19 protein-coding genes are annotated in these 20,128 nt (G+C 61.8%); 8 read left to right on the forward strand and 11 right to left on the reverse strand.

Annotation, left to right across the window (positions count from 1 at the left end; all coding sequences use genetic code 11):
- Nucleotides 1–264: 264 nt before the first annotated feature.
- Together argA and argE are read right to left on the reverse strand one after the other, a co-directional pair.
- Complete coding sequence (argA, locus tag FX984_RS17900; RefSeq protein WP_146476999.1) at nt 265–1,566, reverse strand: amino-acid N-acetyltransferase; 1,302 nt, start codon at nt 1,564–1,566, stop codon at nt 265–267.
- A gap of 133 nt (nt 1,567–1,699) precedes the next feature.
- Entirely contained in the window at nt 1,700–2,848 is a 1,149-nt protein-coding gene (argE, locus tag FX984_RS17905) for an acetylornithine deacetylase (RefSeq protein WP_092355762.1), read from the reverse strand.
- A 158-nt stretch (nt 2,849–3,006) separates the two neighbouring features.
- Here argE and FX984_RS17910 point away from each other — a divergent pair, with 158 nt between their 5' ends.
- Nucleotides 3,007–4,374: a CYTH domain-containing protein gene (locus tag FX984_RS17910; protein ID WP_027608391.1), complete on the forward strand. Its 1,368-nt coding sequence runs from the start codon at nt 3,007–3,009 to the stop codon at nt 4,372–4,374.
- A 41-nt stretch (nt 4,375–4,415) separates the two neighbouring features.
- Here FX984_RS17910 and FX984_RS17915 read toward each other — a convergent pair whose 3' ends face one another.
- Complete coding sequence (locus FX984_RS17915) at nt 4,416–4,886, reverse strand: Lrp/AsnC family transcriptional regulator (RefSeq protein WP_010207358.1); 471 nt, start codon at nt 4,884–4,886, stop codon at nt 4,416–4,418.
- 127 nt (nt 4,887–5,013) lie between these two features.
- On the opposite strand from FX984_RS17915, the gene FX984_RS17920 reads away from it, so the two are divergent.
- From FX984_RS17920 to FX984_RS17950, 7 genes are all read left to right on the forward strand, one after another.
- The gene (locus tag FX984_RS17920) at nt 5,014–5,352 is read left to right on the forward strand and encodes a hypothetical protein (protein ID WP_092355766.1); all 339 of its coding nucleotides are present in this window, start codon (nt 5,014–5,016) and stop codon (nt 5,350–5,352) included.
- Between the two features lie 83 nt (nt 5,353–5,435).
- Complete coding sequence (locus FX984_RS17925) at nt 5,436–7,115, forward strand: GspE/PulE family protein (protein ID WP_092355769.1); 1,680 nt, start codon at nt 5,436–5,438, stop codon at nt 7,113–7,115.
- Nucleotides 7,116–7,192: 77 nt separating this feature from the next.
- Nucleotides 7,193–8,113, forward strand: a complete 921-nt coding sequence (locus FX984_RS17930) for an SPFH domain-containing protein (RefSeq protein WP_027608388.1) — start codon at nt 7,193–7,195, stop codon at nt 8,111–8,113.
- A 10-nt stretch (nt 8,114–8,123) separates the two neighbouring features.
- Entirely contained in the window at nt 8,124–8,570 is a 447-nt protein-coding gene (locus FX984_RS17935; RefSeq protein ID WP_141156262.1) for an NfeD family protein, read from the forward strand.
- Between the two features lie 69 nt (nt 8,571–8,639).
- Nucleotides 8,640–8,957 carry a DUF2388 domain-containing protein gene (locus tag FX984_RS17940; RefSeq protein WP_027608386.1) on the forward strand — a complete coding sequence of 106 codons (318 nt, stop codon included), beginning with the start codon at nt 8,640–8,642 and terminating at the stop codon, nt 8,955–8,957.
- 163 nt (nt 8,958–9,120) lie between these two features.
- The gene (locus tag FX984_RS17945; protein WP_146476997.1) at nt 9,121–9,792 is read left to right on the forward strand and encodes an outer membrane protein; all 672 of its coding nucleotides are present in this window, start codon (nt 9,121–9,123) and stop codon (nt 9,790–9,792) included.
- 159 nt (nt 9,793–9,951) lie between these two features.
- Nucleotides 9,952–11,094 (forward strand): DegT/DnrJ/EryC1/StrS family aminotransferase, encoded by a 1,143-nt coding sequence (locus FX984_RS17950; protein WP_027608384.1) that lies wholly within the window; start codon nt 9,952–9,954, stop codon nt 11,092–11,094.
- 65 nt (nt 11,095–11,159) lie between these two features.
- Here FX984_RS17950 and gcvH read toward each other — a convergent pair whose 3' ends face one another.
- The 8 genes from gcvH to FX984_RS17990 form a co-directional block, all read right to left on the reverse strand.
- Nucleotides 11,160–11,543 carry a glycine cleavage system protein GcvH gene (gcvH, locus tag FX984_RS17955; protein ID WP_108573418.1) on the reverse strand — a complete coding sequence of 128 codons (384 nt, stop codon included), beginning with the start codon at nt 11,541–11,543 and terminating at the stop codon, nt 11,160–11,162.
- 52 nt (nt 11,544–11,595) lie between these two features.
- Nucleotides 11,596–12,678 (reverse strand): glycine cleavage system aminomethyltransferase GcvT, encoded by a 1,083-nt coding sequence (gcvT, locus tag FX984_RS17960; protein WP_146476995.1) that lies wholly within the window; start codon nt 12,676–12,678, stop codon nt 11,596–11,598.
- Nucleotides 12,679–12,834: 156 nt separating this feature from the next.
- Nucleotides 12,835–14,451 (reverse strand): ABC transporter permease, encoded by a 1,617-nt coding sequence (locus FX984_RS17965; protein WP_027608381.1) that lies wholly within the window; start codon nt 14,449–14,451, stop codon nt 12,835–12,837.
- Between the two features lie 162 nt (nt 14,452–14,613).
- A complete protein-coding gene (locus tag FX984_RS17970) occupies nt 14,614–15,618 on the reverse strand; it encodes an extracellular solute-binding protein (RefSeq protein WP_027608380.1) in 1,005 nt (334 codons plus the stop codon).
- A gap of 95 nt (nt 15,619–15,713) precedes the next feature.
- Nucleotides 15,714–16,931, reverse strand: a complete 1,218-nt coding sequence (locus tag FX984_RS17975; protein WP_186511889.1) for a 2-octaprenyl-3-methyl-6-methoxy-1,4-benzoquinol hydroxylase — start codon at nt 16,929–16,931, stop codon at nt 15,714–15,716.
- 61 nt (nt 16,932–16,992) lie between these two features.
- The gene (gene ubiH, locus FX984_RS17980; protein ID WP_027608378.1) at nt 16,993–18,180 is read right to left on the reverse strand and encodes a 2-octaprenyl-6-methoxyphenyl hydroxylase; all 1,188 of its coding nucleotides are present in this window, start codon (nt 18,178–18,180) and stop codon (nt 16,993–16,995) included.
- The gene (pepP, locus tag FX984_RS17985) at nt 18,177–19,499 is read right to left on the reverse strand and encodes a Xaa-Pro aminopeptidase (RefSeq protein ID WP_065938044.1); all 1,323 of its coding nucleotides are present in this window, start codon (nt 19,497–19,499) and stop codon (nt 18,177–18,179) included. The genes ubiH and pepP overlap by 4 nt, the downstream gene beginning before the upstream one ends.
- 21 nt (nt 19,500–19,520) lie before the next feature.
- Nucleotides 19,521–20,078, reverse strand: coding sequence for a YecA/YgfB family protein (locus FX984_RS17990; protein ID WP_065938043.1), 558 nt, complete (start codon nt 20,076–20,078; stop codon nt 19,521–19,523).
- Between the last annotated feature and the right edge of the window lie 50 nt (nt 20,079–20,128).

The following is a 20,128-nucleotide window of genomic DNA, read 5'->3' on the forward strand; positions in this document are numbered from 1 at the left end:
GTTGCATACGTCACCCACGATCAAAAAGGCGACGCCATCATGGCCAAAGGCACATCCTCCCGTCAATTTGTTACAGTTTTTGTGTCACTAATCGTTTCTTTTGCTGTCAAAGCCGCCCATTCGACGATTCAGGTTTTGCAAGCGCCCACACTCTATCCATAGCCGCCCACCTGTTATCGGCGTCAGATCAAGAATGCTTAAACTTTAGTCGTGCGTGACGGCAGGCTCCTACACGAGCCTGCCCGGTGAATTGGGGGTAGGGTTCTACAAGGCCTTCTCGAAAATCTTCGAGTTACGCTGGTAGTTGTACAGCGAGGCCCGTGCCGAGGGCAGGCGATCCACGCTGCTCGGCACAAAGCCGCGCTCACGGAACCAGTGGGCAGTCCGCGTGGTAAGTACGAACAGCGTCTTCAACCCCTGCGCCCGGGCACGGGTTTCGATACGCTCCAGCAGCTCATCACCCCGCCCGCCATGGCGATACTCCGGGTTCACCGCCAGGCAAGCCAGTTCACCCGCGTCCGAATCGGCGATCTGATACAACGCCGCACACGCGATGATCATGCCTTCGCGCTCAACCACGCTGAACTGCTCGATCTCACGCTCGAGCACTTCCCGCGAACGGCGCACCAGGATGCCCTGTTCTTCCAGGGGGCTGATCAGGTCGAGCAAGCCGCCGACGTCTTCAATCGCCGCCTCGCGCACCCGTTCGAATTGCTCCTGGGCCACCAGCGTGCCGCCGCCATCGCGGGTGAACAGTTCGGTGAGCAAGGCACCGTCTTCGGCGTAGCTGACAATGTGGCTGCGCCCTACCCCGCCCCGGCAAGCCTCGGCCGCTGCATCAAGCAATTCGGACTGGTAGTTGCTGCTGCCCAGGCGTTGCAGGTGTGCCGGTACTTGTTGCGGGCGCAATTCGCGGACCAGGCGGCCATTTTCATCGATCAGGCCGAGATCAGCGCCGAACAGCAGCAGCTTGTCCGCCCCCAGGTCGATGGCGACGCGGGTGGCGACGTCTTCGCAGGCCAGGTTGAAGATCTCCCCCGTAGGCGAATAGCCCAGGGGCGACAGCAGCACAATGGAGCGCTCATCCAGCAGGCGATTGATGCCCTTGCGGTCGACCCGGCGCACTTCGCCGGTGTGGTGGTAATCCACGCCTTCAAGCACGCCGATAGGCCGCGCCGTCACCAGGTTGCCGCTGGCCACCCGCAGGCGCGAGCCCTGCATCGGCGACGAGGCCATGTCCATCGACAAGCGCGCTTCGATGGCGATACGCAGGTGGCCGACCGCGTCGATCACACACTCCAGCGTCGCGGCATCGGTGATGCGCATGCCTTCATGGTAAGTCGGGACCAGGCCACGCGCTTCAAGGCGCGCTTCGATCTGTGGGCGCGAACCGTGCACCAGCACCAGACGCACGCCCAGGCTGTGGAGCAGCACCAGGTCGTGGACGATATTGCCGAAGTTCGGATGATCCACACCGTCGCCGGGCAACATGACCACAAAGGTGCAGTCGCGGTGGGCGTTGATGTAGGGCGAAGCGTGACGAAGCCAATTAACGTAGTCGGGCATGGAACCTGGGCCTGTAATAAAAAGCAGCCGAAAAAGGATGAGTCGTGAAAACGCACAGCGGGCTGATGGTTATCGTCGGAACAGGCTTGGCGACACGCTCGCTCTCCTTATGTACGAATGGACAGGGGTTAATTTACGCAGGTTTCAGGCAGTAATGTTCGATCAGTTCCCGCAATAGACGCACTGTAGGCGTCAAGCGTGACATTTCGAGGTATTCGCCCGGTTGGTGGGCACAGGCGATGTCGCCAGGGCCGAGCACCAGGGTTTCACAACCAAGGCGCTGAAGATAAGGCGCTTCGGTGCCGAACGCTACTGCTTCGGCACGATGCCCGGTCAATCGTTCCGCGACCCGCACCAACTCGGCGTCTTCGACCTGCTCGAACGGCGGCACTGCGGGGAATAACGGCGCGTAGTCGATCTTGACCTTATGGCGCTCGGCCAGGGGTTCGAGCTTTTGCCGGATCGCCGCACGCAGCACTGCGGGGTCCATGCCCGGCAAGGGCCGCAGGTCGAATTCCAGGGAGCATTGGCCACAGATGCGGTTGGGGTTGTCGCCACCATGGATACAGCCGAAGTTCATGGTCGGTTGCGGCACGCTGAATTGTGGATTGCGGTACTCGCGCTGCCAGGCCAGGCGCAGGCCGCGCAGCTCGCCGATGGCGTCATGCATGGCTTCCAGGGCGCTGTGGCCCAGGCTTGGGTCCGACGAATGGCCGCTTTGGCCGAGAATGTCGATGCGCTCCATCATCACGCCTTTGTGCAGGCGGATCGGCTTGAGGCCGGTCGGTTCACCGATCACCGCCGCGCGGCCCAGCGGGCGCCCGGCTTCGGCCAATGCCCGGGCACCGGACATGGAGCTTTCTTCATCGCAGGTGGCGAGGATCAGCAACGGTTGCTTGAACGGTTGGTCCAGCAGCGGCAACACCGCTTCAATCGCCAGCGCGAAAAAACCCTTCATGTCGCAACTGCCCAATCCTACCCAGCGGCCGTCGACTTCCGTCAGCTTGAGCGGATCGGTCTTCCACAACGCAGCGTCATAAGGAACAGTGTCGCTATGGCCGGCCAATACCAGGCCGCCGGGGCCTGTGCCAAAGCTGGCCAGCAGGTTGAATTTGCCGGGGCTGACCGGTTGGATGTCAATGGAGAACCCCAGGTCGCCCAACCAACCGGCGAGCAAATCGATCACCGGTCGGTTGGTCTGGTCGAGAGACGCCTGGGTGCAACTCACCGAAGGCGCGGCAATCAGCGCGGCGAACTGCTCTTTCATGGACGGTAACGGCATACGCGGTCTCCCTACTTCCCGGATGAGCCCCACTATAGAGGCATCTGCACGAGACAATAAACCGTTGCGGCGCGTTGCCGGGCTCAGTCCTGTACACTGCACGACCTTGGCAGCCACTCTTTTCCCCGGCTGCGCTCCCGATCCTGGATTTTCCGGCCATGCAGAAAGAAACCGAAATCAAGCTCCGCGTCAGCCGCGAAACACTCGCCGCGCTGCGTGAGCACCCGCTACTGAAAAAACGCAACAAAAGTGGCTGGGAACGCCGTGAGTTGATGAACCAGTACTTCGACACCCCCGAGCGTGACCTGGCCCAGGCCAAAGTCGCCCTGCGCCTGCGCAAGGACGGTGACGAGATTATCCAGACCCTCAAGACCCGTGGCCAAAGCGTCGCCGGCCTGTCGGAACGCAATGAGTACAACTGGGACCTGCCCAAGGCCAAGCTCGACGTAAAGAAACTCGACGGCGATTGCTGGCCCGAGCAACTGGCCGAGCTGGACAAAAAGACCCTCAAGCCGATCTTCACCACCGACTTCGTGCGCGAGCGCGCCGAAATCGCCTGGGGCCGTGGCAAGGCCAAGGTGGTGATCGAAGCCGCCCTGGACCTGGGCCATGTGGTCGTGGGTAAGCAGAAAGAAGAAATCTGCGAGCTGGAACTGGAACTGCGCGAAGGCGAGCCGGCTGCGCTGCTGGAGTTGGCCGCCGAGCTGGCCGCCACCCTCGCACTGATGCCGTGTGACATCAGCAAGGCCGAGCGCGGCTACCGCCTGTACGACGCCAGCAGCTACTCCCTGAGCCTGCCGGCGCCGCAGATCCACGCCGAAATGCCGCTGGACGACGCCTTCGCCGCAATCATGTGGCACCTGCTCGGCAGCAGCCAGCGCCTCGCCGAGCAATACCGCTTCAATGGCCACTGGCGTCTGCTGCAGGACTGGGTCGACAACCTCGGCGAACTGCGCGCCCTGATCGGCAGCCTCGGCCAGGCCGCGCCGCGTCAATCCACCAGCGAACTGCGCAGCGCACTCGATGCACTGCTGGAAGACTGGCGCCCGCTGGTACAGGCCGGTGACGACGACGAAGACATCCGCAAAGCCGCACCCGAGCAGTTTGCCGAAGAATTGGACGACGTGCGCTGGGGCTTGTTCTCGCTGAACATGTCACGCTGGCTGATGGCCCGCACCTGGACTGCCGACCGCAACGTGCGCGGCAACCGCCAGGGCGCCGCGCAAATCACCAACTGGCTGCCGCGCCTGCTGGCCGACGATGCCGTCGCCCTGCAACTGCCGCGCTACCAGCAGCAACCGGAAGACCTGGCCGAGCAACTGCCGCGCATCGAACGCATCCAGGCCTGGCTGCACCATGCGCGTAACGTGGTGGACATTGCGGAACTGGATCGTTTGTACGGCGAGCTGAACAAGCTGGCGCAACTGGCCAACCAGCCGATCACCGACGAGTCGCTGGATGCGCGCATGCATCAGGCGATTGCGGTGTATCAGAACCGTGCCTGGAAGACCCTGCTGCGCCTTTAATATCGCCATCGGGGGCCTAGCCCCCGATGAGGCCGATCCTGTCAGCGCAATACTGGCAGGCTGGTGGTCGACTTGATCTCGGACAGCGCCACGATCGAGTTGACCTCCTGAATCCCCGGCACCATCGATAACTTCTCGAAGAAAAACCGCTCGTACGCCTCAATGTCCGACGTCACGATGCGTAGTAGAAAGTCCACCGCCCCCATCAGCACATAGCACTCCAGCACTTCCGGAAACCCACGAATCGCGTCGGTGAACTCGGTGAAGTTGGATCGGCCGTGGGCGTTGAGTTTGACCTCGGCAAAGATCTGCGTATTCAGGCCGATCTTCTTGCGATCCAGCAGAGTGACCTGGCCGCGAATCACTCCTTCTTCCTTGAGCCGCTGGATGCGTCGCCAGCACGGCGACTGGGACAGGCCGACCTGTTCGGCGATCTGCGCGCTGGACAGCGAGGCGTCCTCTTGCAGCAGGGCCAGGATGCGGCGGTCGTAGGCGTCCAATTCGCTGTGCATAAAAATACCTTGAAGGCTGTCTTTTCTGAATTGAACGATTCGATTAATCGCAAATCATGCCCATCTTAGATAAGAAATCTCCCGAAGCGAATGTAAAAATTTCTCCATTCGAATCTGGAGAGTCAGCATGCATGCCGTCGAAACCACCCACCCTCTGACCCGCGTCGATGCGTGGGCTGCCAGCAGCACCCATTGCCAGGCGCATTACCGGATCGTCGCCGAGGCGGAGCCCGATGTGTTGTGTCGGGTACTCAACTATTTTGCGTTGCAGTTCCTGACACCGAGCCAGGTCAACGTGAGCCGCCAGGAAGACCTGCTGAACATCGATATCGTGATGGATAGCCTGAGCTGGCATCGCGCCCAAGTGATCGCCGAAAAGATTCGAAACCTGATCAGCGTGTGCACGCTGCATGTATGGCGCGCTGATTCCGTGGGGCCGGTGGCCGTGGCGGCAGCAGCTCGGTAAAGGCCTGCAACATACGCTGGGAGGAAGATATTCGGCGGCTGGCTAGCCTGAAATGTCGTCCGAGGCTACCCAGGAACACCTTCATGTCTGCTGATCACCGATTGGAACTGCATCAGTTGCTCCCGGCGCTGGTCGAGGGAGGGCTGATTGCTCCCGACATCGCGCAGCGCTTATCAGCGCTGCCCGCCGGCAATGCCCAGCACCCGTTGGAGTGCATCGCCGCCCATGGGCCTTCCCTGGAAACCCTGACCCAGTGGCTTGCCCAACATGTGGGGCAACCTTATTGGCGCATCGACCCGCTGAAGATCGATGTTGCAACGGTCGTGCCGCTGATGTCCCACGCATTTGCCCAACGCCACGCCATCCTTGCGGTGGCCGTGGACGCGCAGACCGTCACCGTTGCCAGCGCCCAGCCCCATGTCACCAGTTGGGAATCGGGACTGGCACAAGTGCTCCAGCGCTCGATCAGGCGCGTGGTTGCCAACCCCCAGGACATTCAGCGTTGTATCAGCGAATTCTACCGGCTGGCGAAGTCCGTCAGCGGTGCGGATCAAAAGGTCGCGGGGCCTGGCAACGTCGAGTTGCTCAACCTCGGCGCCAGCGACCAGGAGCCGGACGCCAACGACGCGCATATCGTCAATATCGTCGACTGGCTGTTGCAATACGCGTTCGCCCAGCGGGCCAGTGATATTCATATCGAGCCGTGCCGTGAACAAGGCCGCGTGCGCTTTCGCATTGATGGGCTGCTGCACGACGTCTATCAATTTCCACCCCAGGTGACGATGGCGGTGGTCAGCCGCCTGAAAAGCCTCGGGCGGATGAACGTCGCGGAAAAACGCAAACCCCAGGACGGCCGGGTCAAGACCAAAAGCCCTGCAGGCACAGAAGTCGAGTTGCGGCTGTCGACCCTGCCCACCGCCTTTGGCGAAAAACTGGTGATGCGGATTTTCGACCCGCAGGTGCTGCTCAAGGACTTTGACGAGCTGGGCTTGTCGGCCGAGGACCAGCAGCGATGGCACGACATGACGCGCCACACCAACGGCATCATCCTGGTCACGGGGCCTACCGGTTCAGGCAAGACCAGCACCCTCTACACCACGCTCAAACACTTGGCGACCCGGGAGGTCAATCTTTGCACCGTGGAAGACCCGATCGAGATGGTCGAGCCGGCGTTTAACCAAATGCAGGTACAGCCCAATATCGACCTGACCTTCGCCAGCGGCATCCGAGCCCTGCTTCGCCAGGACCCGGACATCATCATGATCGGCGAGATCCGCGATCGGGAAACCGCCGAGATGGCGATCCAGGCCGCATTGACCGGGCATTTGGTGCTCTCGACGCTGCACACCAACGATGCGCCCAGCGCCATCAGCCGCTTGCAGGAACTGGGCATTGCTCATTATTTGATCAAGGCCACGTTATTGGGCGTAATGGCGCAGCGCTTGGTGCGCTTGCTGTGCCCTCATTGCAAGCGGGTGGCGGGCGATGCTCACGAAGCGGTAGGGTGTGCAGAATGTCGAAACAGCGGCTTTCGCGGGCGCGCCGGGGTCTACGAGATCATGGTGCTGAATGACTCGCTCAAGGCGCTGATCACGCCAGGCGCCGACGCGCAGTCCCTGCGCAGGGAGGCGGTGGCGCAAGGCATGTGCGGCCTGCGCATGGCCGGCGTGGGTAAAGTCAAGGCGGGGCTGACCACAATGGCCGAGGTATTGCGAGTGACGCCTGGGGATTCGGTAACAAATGCGTTGATTACGCCGTGCTGAAACCGTTCTTATCGGTGACAAGACCGTTACAATCCGCCGAACGTCGTTTAACTGACACCATCAGATAGGGAATCGCTATGCAGATCGGAACCGTACTGCTTCTTTTCGTGGGCCTGGCCATCGCCATCCTGTTCATGGGCTTCAAGGTGGTACCCCAGGGCTATCAGTGGACCGTCGAGCGCTTCGGCCGGTACACCAACACCCTCAAGCCGGGCCTGAACATCATCATCCCGGTCATGGACCGCATCGGCCGCAAGATCAACGTGATGGAAAGCGTGCTGGATATCCCGCCCCAGGAAGTCATCACCGCCGACAACGCCACCGTGCAGATCGACGCCGTGTGCTTCTTCCAGGTGGTCAATACCGCCCAGGCCGCCTACGAGGTCAACAACCTCGAACACGCTATCCGCAACCTGCTGCAAACCAATATCCGCACGGTGCTCGGCTCCATGGAGCTGGATGCCATGCTCAGCCAGCGCGACGGCATCAACGAAAAACTGCTGCGCACCGTCGATGAAGCCACGGCGCCGTGGGGCATCAAGATCACCCGGATCGAAATCAAGGACATCAGCCCGCCCGCCGACCTGATGGCCGCCATGTCCGGCCAGATGAAAGCCGAACGGATCAAGCGTGCACAGATCCTGGAAGCCGAAGGCCTGCGGGCATCGGCGATCCTGACGGCCGAAGGCAAGAAACAGGCACAGATTCTTGAAGCCGAAGGTGGGCGCCAGGCCGCATTCCTGGAGTCTGAAGCCCGTGAGCGTCAGGCAGAGGCTGAGGCCCGCGCGACCCAGGTGGTTTCCGAAGCGATTGCCACCGGCAACGTACAGGCCATCAACTACTTCGTCGCGCAGAAATACATCGATGCCCTTGGCAAATTGGCGTCGGCCAATAACAGCAAAGTGATCCTGATGCCGCTGGAAGCCAGCCAGGTGATCGGCGCTGTCGGCGGCATCGGCGAAATCGTCAAGGCAACCTTCGACAACAAGAAAGCCTGAGGCGATCGCCATGTGGGATTTCCTGCAGCATCTTTCGTTCTGGGATTGGCTCGCACTGGGTACAGTGCTATTGATTCTTGAAGTATTCGGCGCCGGTGGCTACCTGCTGTGGATGGGCATAGCTGCGGCAGCCGTGGGCGTGATCAAGTTTCTGGTGCCGCCGCTCGGGCTGGAGTGGCAACTGTTGCTGTTCGCTGTGCTGTCGATATTGACAGCGGTGTACTGGTGGAAACGCCAGCGCAGCAGTGCCAAAGCCAGTGACCAGCCGGGGCTCAACGAGCGTGGCTCGGAGCTGGTCGGCCGCGTGTTCGTGGTGCATCAGGCGATTGTGGAGGGTCGGGGCAAGGTAAAAGTCGGTGACGGCGTCTGGATGGTGACCGGCCCTGACAGCCCTGTAGGCGCTCAAGTGCGTGTGGTGGGCCTGGATGGCGTGATCTTGAAGGTAGAAACTGTTTAGTCAGTGATGGAACTCGGCTGGGCTAACTGCAATCAAACGGTACAGATCACCCACCCGGAGTCACCCATCATGCGTCTTAAATATGCTGTCGCTACCCTCGCTGTGCTTTCCCTTCCTGTCGGTTCAGCCATGGCCGACAGTTTCTGGCGCAATGTCATCTCGTCGGGCGCCACGACCGGCTCGACCTACCTGACCTTCAAGGACCACAAGCTGGTGGTTGCCGCACAAGACGACGCAGGCAGCTTCGTTGCCAGCGACGGCGGTATCCGCGGCCCGTACCTGGAAGCCGCCATGCAGAAAGTCCGCGCCGATAACCCTGGACTGCAGGCCACGGATATGGAACTGGCCAACGCCATCCTGGCGAAAAACGCTATCGCCGCCGAGTAAAACCGCCGGTTAAAACAGCCGCTCCCTGGGAGCGGCTTTTTTGTGCCGCTTTTCTTCCTACAGCAAAGACTGATGAGTTGACGATTGAACAGGAGAAGTCCTCTCGATCACTGCACTCGCCCGACGACAAGCTATCGATTCCACCCTTCCCCTCAGTGAATCGATAACCATGCGAAAACTATCTTCCTTTCTGTTCCTCACTGCTATTGCAGCGCCTTATGCACAGGCAGAGGCCTGGTACGGCTCGGCAAAATTCAACAGTGCACGCCAGAATCTATCCAGCGCACTGTTGACCAGCCCGCGCGTCAACGAACGAGTGGAAGCGCCTGATAGCACTAAAACATTCACCGGATCCTACGCGGTAGGTTATGCCTTCGCCAATGGCTGGCGCGCGGAAGGGGAATACACCCTCTCCGGCAGCTCGACCTTCGACTCCTTCTGGTCGCCCTTCAATGCCAACGTCAACCGTCTTGAAGCGGACAGCCAGCGCTTGATGGTCAACGGCTATAAAAACATACCGCTCACCCATTGGCTCTCGTTCTACGGCATAGCGGGGATGGGCGTCGCGCAAATTGATGCCGAGGGTTTTCAGAGCAATGACACCCGTCGCTTTGCCAGCCACCGCCAATATAATTTTGCCTACAGCGTAGGCTTGGGCCTGGATGCCAAGGTCAACGACCGCATTGCCTTTGGCACAGGTTGGCGCTACGTGGACATGGGCCGTATCGAGACCGGCTACAACACCTTCACCAACCGGATAAACGCTCGTGATGAACAGCTCAAGGGCAAGCTCAAGGAGCAGAGTGTGTTCTTTGAAACCCGTGTGTACTTCTGACCGGCAACAGGACATGCCGCCGTTCAAGCGGCACTTCCGTGTCCGTGGCATGACGATTCATTCACAGGCGACAGGCTATATTCAGTCTAACCGTGCCACCATGCCGGGACTGAACCCTCGCTTACTCATCGCCAATCTGAAACGGATGCCTTCGTCGTCATGAGCCAACAGCCCTTTCTGCCGTTCTCCAAACCTACCATCGATGAAGCCACCATCTCGGCGGTCGGCGATGTACTGCGCTCGGGCTGGATCACCAGCGGACCGAAAGTGCAGGCTTTCGAGGCGCAGCTATCGGAATACTTTGGCGGCCGGCCGGTGCGCACCTTCAACTCGGGCACTTGCACCATGGAGATCGCCTTGCGTATCGCCGGTATCGGGCCCGGCGATGAAGTCATCACCACACCGATCTCCTGGGTCGCAACAGCCAACGTGATCCTGGAAGTAGGCGCCACGCCGGTGTTCGCCGACATCGACCCGGTCACCCGCAATATCGACCTGGCCCAGGTGGAAGCCGCAATCACCCCGCGCACCAAGGCGATCATCCCGGTGTACCTGGCCGGCCTGCCCCTGGACATGCCGATGCTGTACGCACTGGCCAACAAGTACAACCTGCGCATCGTCGAAGACGCCGCCCAGGCCCTGGGCTCCAGTTGGGATGGCGAACGCATCGGTTCCACCGGGGACTTTGTATCGTTCAGCTTCCAGGCCAACAAGAACATCACCTCTTCCGAGGGCGGTTGCCTGGTGTTGAACAATGCCGAAGAAGCCCGCCTGGCGGAAAAATACCGCCTGCAGGGCGTCACCCGCACCGGCTTCGACGGCCTGGACGTGGATGTACTGGGCGGCAAGTTCAACATGACCGACATCGCTGCAGCCATCGGCCTGGGGCAGTTTGCCCACATCGAGAAAATCACCGCCCATCGCCAGCACCTGGCCCGGCACTACTTCAAATGTTTCGGCAGTGATTTCGAAGAAAAGTACGGCGCGCAACTGCCGCCGGCTGACTTCGAAAACAGCAACTGGCACCTGTTCCAGTTGGTGCTGCCGGAGCGCCAAGACGGGCTGCCCGCCCGCGCCACCTTCATGGAGAAAATGCAGGCACAGGGTGTTGGCATTGGCTATCACTACCCGCCGATTCACCTGCTGAGCCTTTATCGGGCACAGGGGTTCAAGGAAGGTATGTTCCCGGTAGCGGAAAAGGTTGGACGTTTGATCGTGTCGTTGCCGATGTTCACGGCGATGACAGAGGCAGATGTGGAGCGGTCGGTGGCGGCGGTAAAGGCGGTCCTGAAGGCGGACTGAACACTCGTGGCCCTGCACGGTTGAATGTGGGAGGGAGCAAGGCCCCTCCCACAGGGGTCTAGCGTTTACTCGCCGATGACCGCCTTGTAGCCAGCCGCATCCAGCAGCTTTTCCAGATCAGCCGGGTTGCTTGGCTTGAGCTTGAAGATCCACGCGCCGTAAGGGTCGGAGTTCAGCAGCTCAGGGCTGCCACCCAGCTCTTCGTTGACGGCAATCACTTCACCGGCAACCGGGGCGTAGATATCCGAAGCAGCCTTCACCGACTCAACCACACCTGCCTGGCCTTCGGCTTCAAACGTAGCGCCGACTTCGGCCAACTCAACAAACACCACATCACCCAAAGCTTCCTGAGCATGATCGGAGATCCCGACGGTCACCGTACCGTCAGCTTCCAGACGGGCCCATTCGTGACTTTCGGCAAAACGCAGGTCGGCAGGGATATCGCTCATAGTCTGTGTCCTCAAGAAGAAATGTCAGCAGCCATTGGCCTGCCGGAAATAGTTAGATCAAGGTTTTGCCATGGCGCACGAAGGTCGGTTTGACCACTCGAACCGGGTACCACTTGCCGCGGATTTCCACTTCGGCCCGATCGGCAGTCGCCGTCGGTACACGCGCCAGGGCAATGGATTTGCTCAGCGTAGGAGAGAAACTACCACTGGTGATCTCCCCTTCGCCAACATTGGCGATGCGAACCACCTGGTGAGCGCGTAAAACCCCACGTTCTTCCAGTACCAGCCCGACCAGTTTGAACTGCACACCGGCGGCCAACTCTGCTTCCAGCGCCGCTCGCCCAATGAAATTGCGCTCGGCAGGTTCCCAGGCAATGCTCCAGGCCATGTTGGCCGCCAGGGGCGAAACGTTCTGATGGATGTCCTGGCCGTACAGGTTCATGCCGGCTTCCAGCCGCAGGGTGTCCCGCGCGCCGAGGCCTATGGGGGAAATCCCCGCACCGACCAGATCGTTGAAAAACCCCGGCGCCTGATCGGCAGGCAGGACAATTTCCAGGCCGTCTTCGCCGGTGTAACCCGTGCGGGCGATAAACCAATCGCCGTCGGCATGCCCTTCAAAGGGCTTGAGCTGGTGGATCAGGGTACCGCGAGACTGGGTGACCAGCTCGGCAATCTTCTGCCGGGCATGGGGACCTTGAATGGCGAGCATGGCCAACTCGGGCCGCTCATGCAGGTGCACCTGATAGCTGCCAAGTTGCGCCTGGATCCAGGCCATGTCCTGGTCTCGGGTGGCGGCGTTGACCACCAGCCGATATCCGGTCTCGGTGCGATAGACAATCATATCGTCCACCACGCCACCCTGCTCATTGAGCATGGCGCTGTACAACGCACGGCCACAGCCATGCAAACGCTCGACATCATTGGCCAGCAGGTGCTGGAGCCATTCCTTGGCCTGGGGGCCGGTGATATCGATCACGGTCATATGAGATACATCGAACACCCCGCAGTCGCGCCGCACCTGATGGTGCTCCTCAACTTGCGAGCCGTAGTGCAAAGGCATATCCCAACCGCCAAAATCGACCATTTTCGCGCCGAGGGCGAGATGCAGGTCATACAGAGGCGTACGCTGTCCCATGGGTTTCTCCTTCCGGGCTTGGCGAAGGTGCGCAGCGCCGTTGCCCGTGCCGGACACCTTGAATGACAAGGCCTGCAGCCACGTACAGCGACTCGATCCGAAGGACGGACCGCACCGAATGCCGCGCATTGTAGCCGCAAGCCGTAGGACTGGCACCTAACCGATTGGTCGGGCGGAGCGTCGGATCAGCCCGATGACCGGCAGCAGCCCCACCAGCACCAGCGTCAAGGCCGGCAGAGAAGCCCGCGCCCACTCGCCTTCGCTGGTCATTTCAAAGATCCGCACCGCCAGGGTGTCCCAGCCGAACGGGCGCATCAGCAGGGTTGCGGGCATTTCCTTGAGCACGTCGACGAACACCAGCAGTGCTGCACTCAGGGTGCCGGGCAGCAACAGCGGCAGATACACTTTGCAAAACAGTCGCGGCCCACTCACGCCCAAACTGCGCGCTGCTTCCGGCAACGAAGGCCGGATGCGCGCCAGGCTGTTTTCCAGCGGCCCGTAGGCCACGGCCAGAAAGCGCACCAGATACGCCAGCACCAGCGCCGACAGACTGCCCAGCAACAATGGCTTGCCCGCCCCGCCGAGCCAGCCGGACAGCGGCACCACCAGCTCACGGTCCAGGTAACTGAACGCCAGCATGATCGACACCGCCAGCACCGAGCCCGGCAAGGCATAGCCGACATTGGCCAGGCTGATACCGGAGCGAATCGCCCGGGTCGGCGCCAGGCGGTTGGCGAAGGCCAGTACCAGCGCCACGCTGACCGTGATCAGCGCCGCGATGCCACCCAGGTAGAGGGTATGGACGATCAGGCCCGAATAGCGCTCATCCAGGTCGAACCGGCCGCGCTGCCAGAACCAGGCGACCAATTGCAGCATCGGGATGACAAAGGCACAGGCAAACACCAATCCACACCAGGCACTGGCAGCCGCCGCCTTGAACCCGCGCAAGTGGTACAGCGCCTTGCCCCGTGGCCGTTCATTGCTGGATCGACTGGCGCCCCGGGCACGCCGTTCGCCATACAGCACCAGCATCACCACCAACAGCAACAGGCTGGCCAGTTGGGCCGCGCTGGACAGGCTGAAAAAGCCGTACCAGGTCTTGTAGATCGCGGTCGTGAACGTATCGAAGTTGAACACAGACACCGCACCGAAATCCGCCAGTGTCTCCATCAGTGCCAACGCCACCCCGGCTCCTATCGCCGGCCGCGCCATGGGCAGGGCCACATGCCAGAATGCCCGCAAGGGCGACTGTCCCAGCACCCGCGCCGCCTCCATCAGGCCCTTGCCCTGGGCGAGGAATGCGCTGCGCGCCAACAGGTACACGTAGGGATAGAACACCAGCACCAGCACGATGATCACACCGCTGGTGGAGCGCACCCGCGGCAGGCGCAAGCCGGTGCCGAACCACTCGCGCAGCAGGGTCTGCACGGGGCCTGAAAAATCCAGCAGGCCCACAAACACGAAGGCCAGCACATAGGCGGGAATGGCAAAGGGCAGCATCAACGCCCAGTCGAGCCAACGCCGGCCGGGGAATTCGCAGAGGCTGGTGAGCCAGGCGAGGCTGACGCCCAACAGGGTTACACCGACGCCGACGCCCAGCACCAGGGTCAGGGTGTTACCCAGCAGGCGGGGCATCTGGGTTTCCCACAGGTGGGACCAGATTTGCGCGTCGATGCTTTGCCAGGACAGCAACAGCACGCTCAGCGGCAGCAGCACCAGGGCGGCGACGCTGAAGACCGGCAGGTACCAGCGGCGTTGGGCGGGGTGGGCCAAGGGTGGGTTCTCAATAATGAAATCTTCAAATCACCACAATCCAATGTGGGAGGGGCTTGCCCCCGATGGCGGTGGATCAGTCAACGATGAGTAGACTGACACTCCGACATCGAGGGCAAGCCCCCCTCCACATTTGGATCTGCGGCGTCCTACAAATTGTACTTAGTTCCAGCCCGCCCGATCCATCAGGCGAATGGCTTCAGCCTGGCGCTTGCCCGCCACTTCCACCGGCAATGTATCCGCCACGAACTTGCCCCAGGTCGCCACTTCAGCCGACGGCGGTACCGCCGGGTTGGCCGGGAATTCCTGGTTCACGTCGGCAAAGATCTTCTGCGCCTCAGGCGTGGTCATCCACTCCACCAATGCCTTGGCGGCTTCCGGGTGTGGCGCGTGTTTGGTCAAGCCGATGCCCGACAGGTTCACATGCACGCCACGGTCGCCCTGGTTCGGCCAGAACAGCTTCACCGCCAGGTCCGGCTTCTGCTTGTGCAGACGGCCGTAGTAGTAGGTATTGACGATACCCACGTCGCATTGCCCGGCGTTGATCGCCTCCAGCACCGCAATGTCATCCGAGAATACGTCGGTAGACAGGTTATTCACCCAGCCCTTGACGATTTCTTCGGTCTTGGCCGCGCCGTGGGTTTCGATCAGGGTGGCCGTCAGCGACTGGTTGTAGACCTTTTTCGCCGTGCGCAGGCACAGGCGGCCTTCCCACTGTTTGTCGGCCAGGGCTTCGTAGGTGGTCAGGTCACCCGGTTTGACCCGGTCGGTGGAGTACGCGATGGTCCGCGCGCGCAGGCTCAAACCGGTCCAGGCATGCGCCGAAGAGCGGTATTGCAGGGGAATGTTCTTGTCGATTACCGGGGAGGTGAACGGTTGCAGAATGCCCATTTGCTCGGCCTGCCAGAGGTTGCCGGCATCCACGGTGAGCAGCAGGTCGGCGGTGGCGTTTTCGCCCTCGGCCTTGATGCGCTGCATCAGCGGCGCTTCCTTGTCGGTGATGAACTTCACCTGGACACCGGTCTTTTGGGTGTAGGCGTCGAACACCGGTTTGATCAGTTCGTCGATACGCGAGGAGTAGACCACCACTTCGTCGGCTGCCTGCACGGAGGTGCTGCCGATCAGGGTGAATGCCAGGGCAGTCAGGAGGCGCTTGGGTGCCAACATGGGTGCGGTCTCTCATTTGCAAAATAAGCGCAAATGATAGGGACTCACATTTGGTAACGCTCGGCGGAGCCGTTACCAAATGTTGCGTAAACCTGTCAGGGCTTGGCCAGGTCCGGCAGATCCCCGCTCAACCCGAGGGCCTGGCGCACAAACACGGCCTTGGCCTCGGGCATCTGGTCGACCATCTTCAACCCGGCATTACGCAACCAGCGCAGCGGCAGTTGATCGGCCTGGAACAGGCGCTCAAAGCCTTCCATCGCCGCCATCAGGGCCAGGTTATGGGGCATTCGTCGGCGCTCGTAACGGCTGAGCACCTTCACATCGGCCAGACGTTCACCGCGTTCGGTGGCCGACAACAACACTTCGGCCAGCACCGCCGCATCGAGGAAACCCAGGTTGACGCCCTGCCCGGCCAATGGATGGATGACATGGGCGGCGTCGCCGATCAATGCCAGGCCCTCGGCCACATAGCGTTTGGCGTGGCGCTGACGCAAGGGTACGCACACACGCGGATCGGCGCTGACCACGCTACCGAGGCACCCTTCAAAGGCGCGCTCCAGTTCACGGCAGAAGCTTTCATCATCCAGCGCCATCAGGCGTTCGGATTCGGCCGGCGTAGTCGACCAGACGATCGAGCACCAATCTTCCTGCCCGTCCCGTTCCAGCGGCAAAAACGCCAGCGGGCCGGTGTCGGTAAAGCGTTGCCAGGCCGTGCGTTGGTGCGGCTGGCTGCTGCGCACGCTGGTAACGATGGCGTTATGCAGGTAGTCCCATTCACGGGTCGCGGTGCCGGTCAGGCGGCGCACGGCGGAGTTGGCGCCATCGGCGGCCACCACCAACGGCGCGCGCAATTTCCGGCCATCGGCCAGGGTCAGCAACCAGCCATCGCCGGAACGGCGCATCTGCTCCAGGCGCGCATTCGCCAGCAGGCCCAGGTCGCAGTCGTGCAGACGTTCGAGCAAGGCATCCTGGACCACGCGGTTCTCGACGATATGCCCAAGCACTTCGGCATGCACACTGGCCGCCGAAAAGTGGATCTGCCCGGTGCCGCTGCCGTCCCACACCTGCATCTCGCCGTACGGGCTGACGCGTCGTTCAACGATGCCATCCCACACACCGAGGCGCTCGAGGATGCGCTGGCTGGCCGCCGACAAGGCACTCACACGGGGTTCGAAGGCCGCCGCGCGGTCGAACGGCTTGACGCTCAGCGGGCTGCCGTCGAGCAGCAGCACTTGCAGGCCGCTGCCTTGCAATGCCAGCGCCAGGGCGCTTCCGACCATTCCGGCCCCGACAATCAGCACATCTGCGCGCATGTCCATGCTTTAAGCCTGTCTCGCTGGCGGCTTGCACCGCACGTAAAAGGATTGATGAGTCTCACGCATCGGGACGCGTCCCCAGGCCCATGGCCTGACGGGCGAACCAACGCTTGGCCGGTGGCAGCAGGTCCAGGCCCAGCAGGCCCATATTGCGGCCCAGGGCGACCAGCGGTTGCGCGCTGCCAAACAGCCGCGTGACCTGGTCGGAGAAACCCACGGTCAACTTCTGATCCATGCGCTGACGCTCGCGATAAGCCTGCAACGTCGCCAGGTCGCCCGGCACCGCCGGCCCGGCCAACAGGGCCTCGGCCAAGGCGTGCGCATCACGCAGGGACAGGTTGAACCCCTGCCCGGCAATCGGGTGCAGGCTGTGGGCGGCATTGCCGAGGATCGCCAGGTGCGAGCGCACTTGCTCTTCGGCTTCCACCAGGGTCAACGGATACAGATGACGGGCGCCGACTTGCTTGAGGGTGCCCAGGCGGTAGCCGAACACGCCCTGCAACTCGCTCAGGAAGCTGCGTTCATCGAGATTTGCCAGGCGCTGTGCGTCCATGCCGATACGGGTCCATACCAGTGCGCAACGGTTGTCCGGCAGCGGCAGCAGGGCCATCGGGCCTTCATCGGTGAAACGCTCGAACGCTTCGCCGTTGTGGGCTTCGCTCGGGGTGATGTTGGCGATCAGTGCGCTCTGGTTGTACGGGCGGGTTCTCACGCCAATGCCCAATTGCTCGCGCAGGCCGGAGCGGCCGCCGTCGGCGAGCACCGCGAGGTCGCATTCCAGCACGGTTTCATCGTTGAGGGTCAGGCGGTAGCCATCGGGCAGCGGCTCCAGGCGTGTGACTTCCGCCGGGCAGCGCCAACTCACCACGTCCTTGTCCAGGCCTTGCCACAGGCATTGGCCGAGCCAGGCGTTTTCCACCACGTAACCGAGGGCCGGCACGCCCTCCTCCATGGCGGACAGTCGCGCGGTGGAGAAGCGTCCGCGGTCCGACACATGGATCTGCTTGATCGGCTCGGCGCGGCGCGAGATCTGCTGCCACAGGCCCAGGCGCTGATAAATCTGCCGGGCGCCGTAGGACAGCGCCGAAGACCGCGCGTCGTAGCTCGGCTGGTAGCTGTCGCCGGGCGCGAAGGGTTCGATCAGCACGATCTTCCAGCCACGCGCCTTGGCACCGGCCTGCAACGCCAGCGCCAGGCTCGCGCCTACCAGGCCGCCACCGATAATCGCCAGGTTGACCCGGCTCATCGGGCGGCCGCCATCAGGGCTTCGATTTCAACGACGCTCTTGGGGGCGCCGCCGGTCAGGATTTCACAGCCTTGCTTGGTCACCACCACGTCGTCCTCGATACGTACACCAATGCCACGCCATTTTTTCGCGACGGTCTGGTTATCCGGCGAGATATAAATGCCCGGTTCCACCGTCAGCGCCATGCCAACTTCCAGCACACGCCATTCGCCGCCCACCTTGTACTCGCCCACATCATGCACATCCATCCCCAGCCAATGGCCGGCGCGGTGCATATAGAAGGGTTTGTAGGCTTCACTGGCGATCAGCTCGTCGACGTCGCCCTTCAGCAACCCCAGCTTCACCAGTCCGGCAGTGATGACCTGCACCGTCGCCTCGTGGGCCTGGTTCCAATGTTTGTTCGGCGCGATCTCGGCAAAGGCGGCTTCCTGGGAAGCCAGCACGATTTCATAGATCGCCTTCTGTTCCGGCGAAAATTTGCCATTGACCGGCCAGGTGCGCGTGATGTCGCTGGCGTAGCAATCGATTTCGCAACCGGCATCGATCAGCACCAGGTCACCGTCCTTGAGCACGGCGTCATTCTGCTGGTAATGCAGGATGCAGCTGTTGCGCCCGGTGGCGACGATGGAGCCATAGGCCGGCATCTTCGCGCCGCCCTTGCGGAATTCGTAATCCAGTTCGGCTTCCAGGCTGAACTCATGCAAGCCGGCGCGGCTGGCCTGCATGGCCTTCACATGGGCCGCGCAGGAAATTCGCGCGGCCTCGCGCATCACCTTCACTTCTGCCGCCGATTTATACAGGCGCATGTCGTGGAGCAGATGATCCAGGGCAACAAACTCGTTCGGTGGCTGGGCGCCAAGGTGCGCTTTGGAGCGGATGACGTTGATCCACTCCATCAGGTGCCGATCGAATTCGGCGTTGCTGCCCATGGCCGAATACACCCGGTCGCGGCCTTCGATCAGGCCGGGCAGGATGTCGTCGATATCGGTGATGGGGAAGGCATCGTCGGCGCCAAAGTCACGGATGGCGCCTTCGGTACCGGCACGCAGGCCGTCCCACAATTCGCGCTCGGCATTGCGTTCGCGGCAGAACAGCACGTACTCGCCATGCTGGCGACCGGGCATCAGCACGATCACCGCTTCCGGCTCGGGGAAGCCGCTCAGGTACTGGAAGTCGCTGTCCTGGCGATAGACGTGCTCCACATCGCGATTGCGGATCGCCACGGCGGCAGCCGGCAGGATCGCGATGCTGTTGGGTTCCATCTGCGCCATGAGCGCCTTGCGACGCCGGGTGTATTCCGCTTTGGGGATATGGATCATGGGCAGATGGGCTTCCTTTTCTTAGTGCAGCGAAGGCTTGGGTGCAGCAGGCTCAGCGGACTTCCTGGTCTCGGTGAACAGCAGCAATGGCGCGACGCGCAGGTATTCCATGACTTCCATGTAGTCGCCTTCGCCGTCTTCGGACTCTTCCAGGGCATCTTGCACCTGGGAGATGGCCGCCAGGTCCTGCAGCACTTCCTTGGCGTCGGTGCTCAGTTCCAGGCCGCCGGCGTTCACGCCGAAACCGTGGAGGAAGCCCTGGCACCATTGGCCCAGTGCGGCGGCGCGTTCGGGGAGCGGTGCATCGTCGGTCGGCAGCAGCAGGACCACGGTGACGTCATCACCGGTCAGTTCGCCCTTGACCATCTCTTGCAGGCCGATCAGCGCGTTGCGCACGTTGTCGGTCGGTTCGGTTTCCAGCAGCTCGGCCACATCGGCCAGCCAGTTGTCGGCATCAAAGCCAACACCGGTGCAACTGCGGCCGAGCAGCACGCCATGCAGCTCGGCGGGCGAGCAAGGATGGCCGCTGGTGCTCAGCAGTTTGGAAAAAGCATCGTACGGGGAGTTCTGAATGGGCATGGTGAGCTAGGCGCCAGACGGCGCAATGTCTAGAATGGAGCGCTGTATCC

The organism is Pseudomonas marginalis, from assembly GCF_008692035.1.
Taxonomy (GTDB): domain Bacteria; phylum Pseudomonadota; class Gammaproteobacteria; order Pseudomonadales; family Pseudomonadaceae; genus Aquipseudomonas; species Aquipseudomonas marginalis.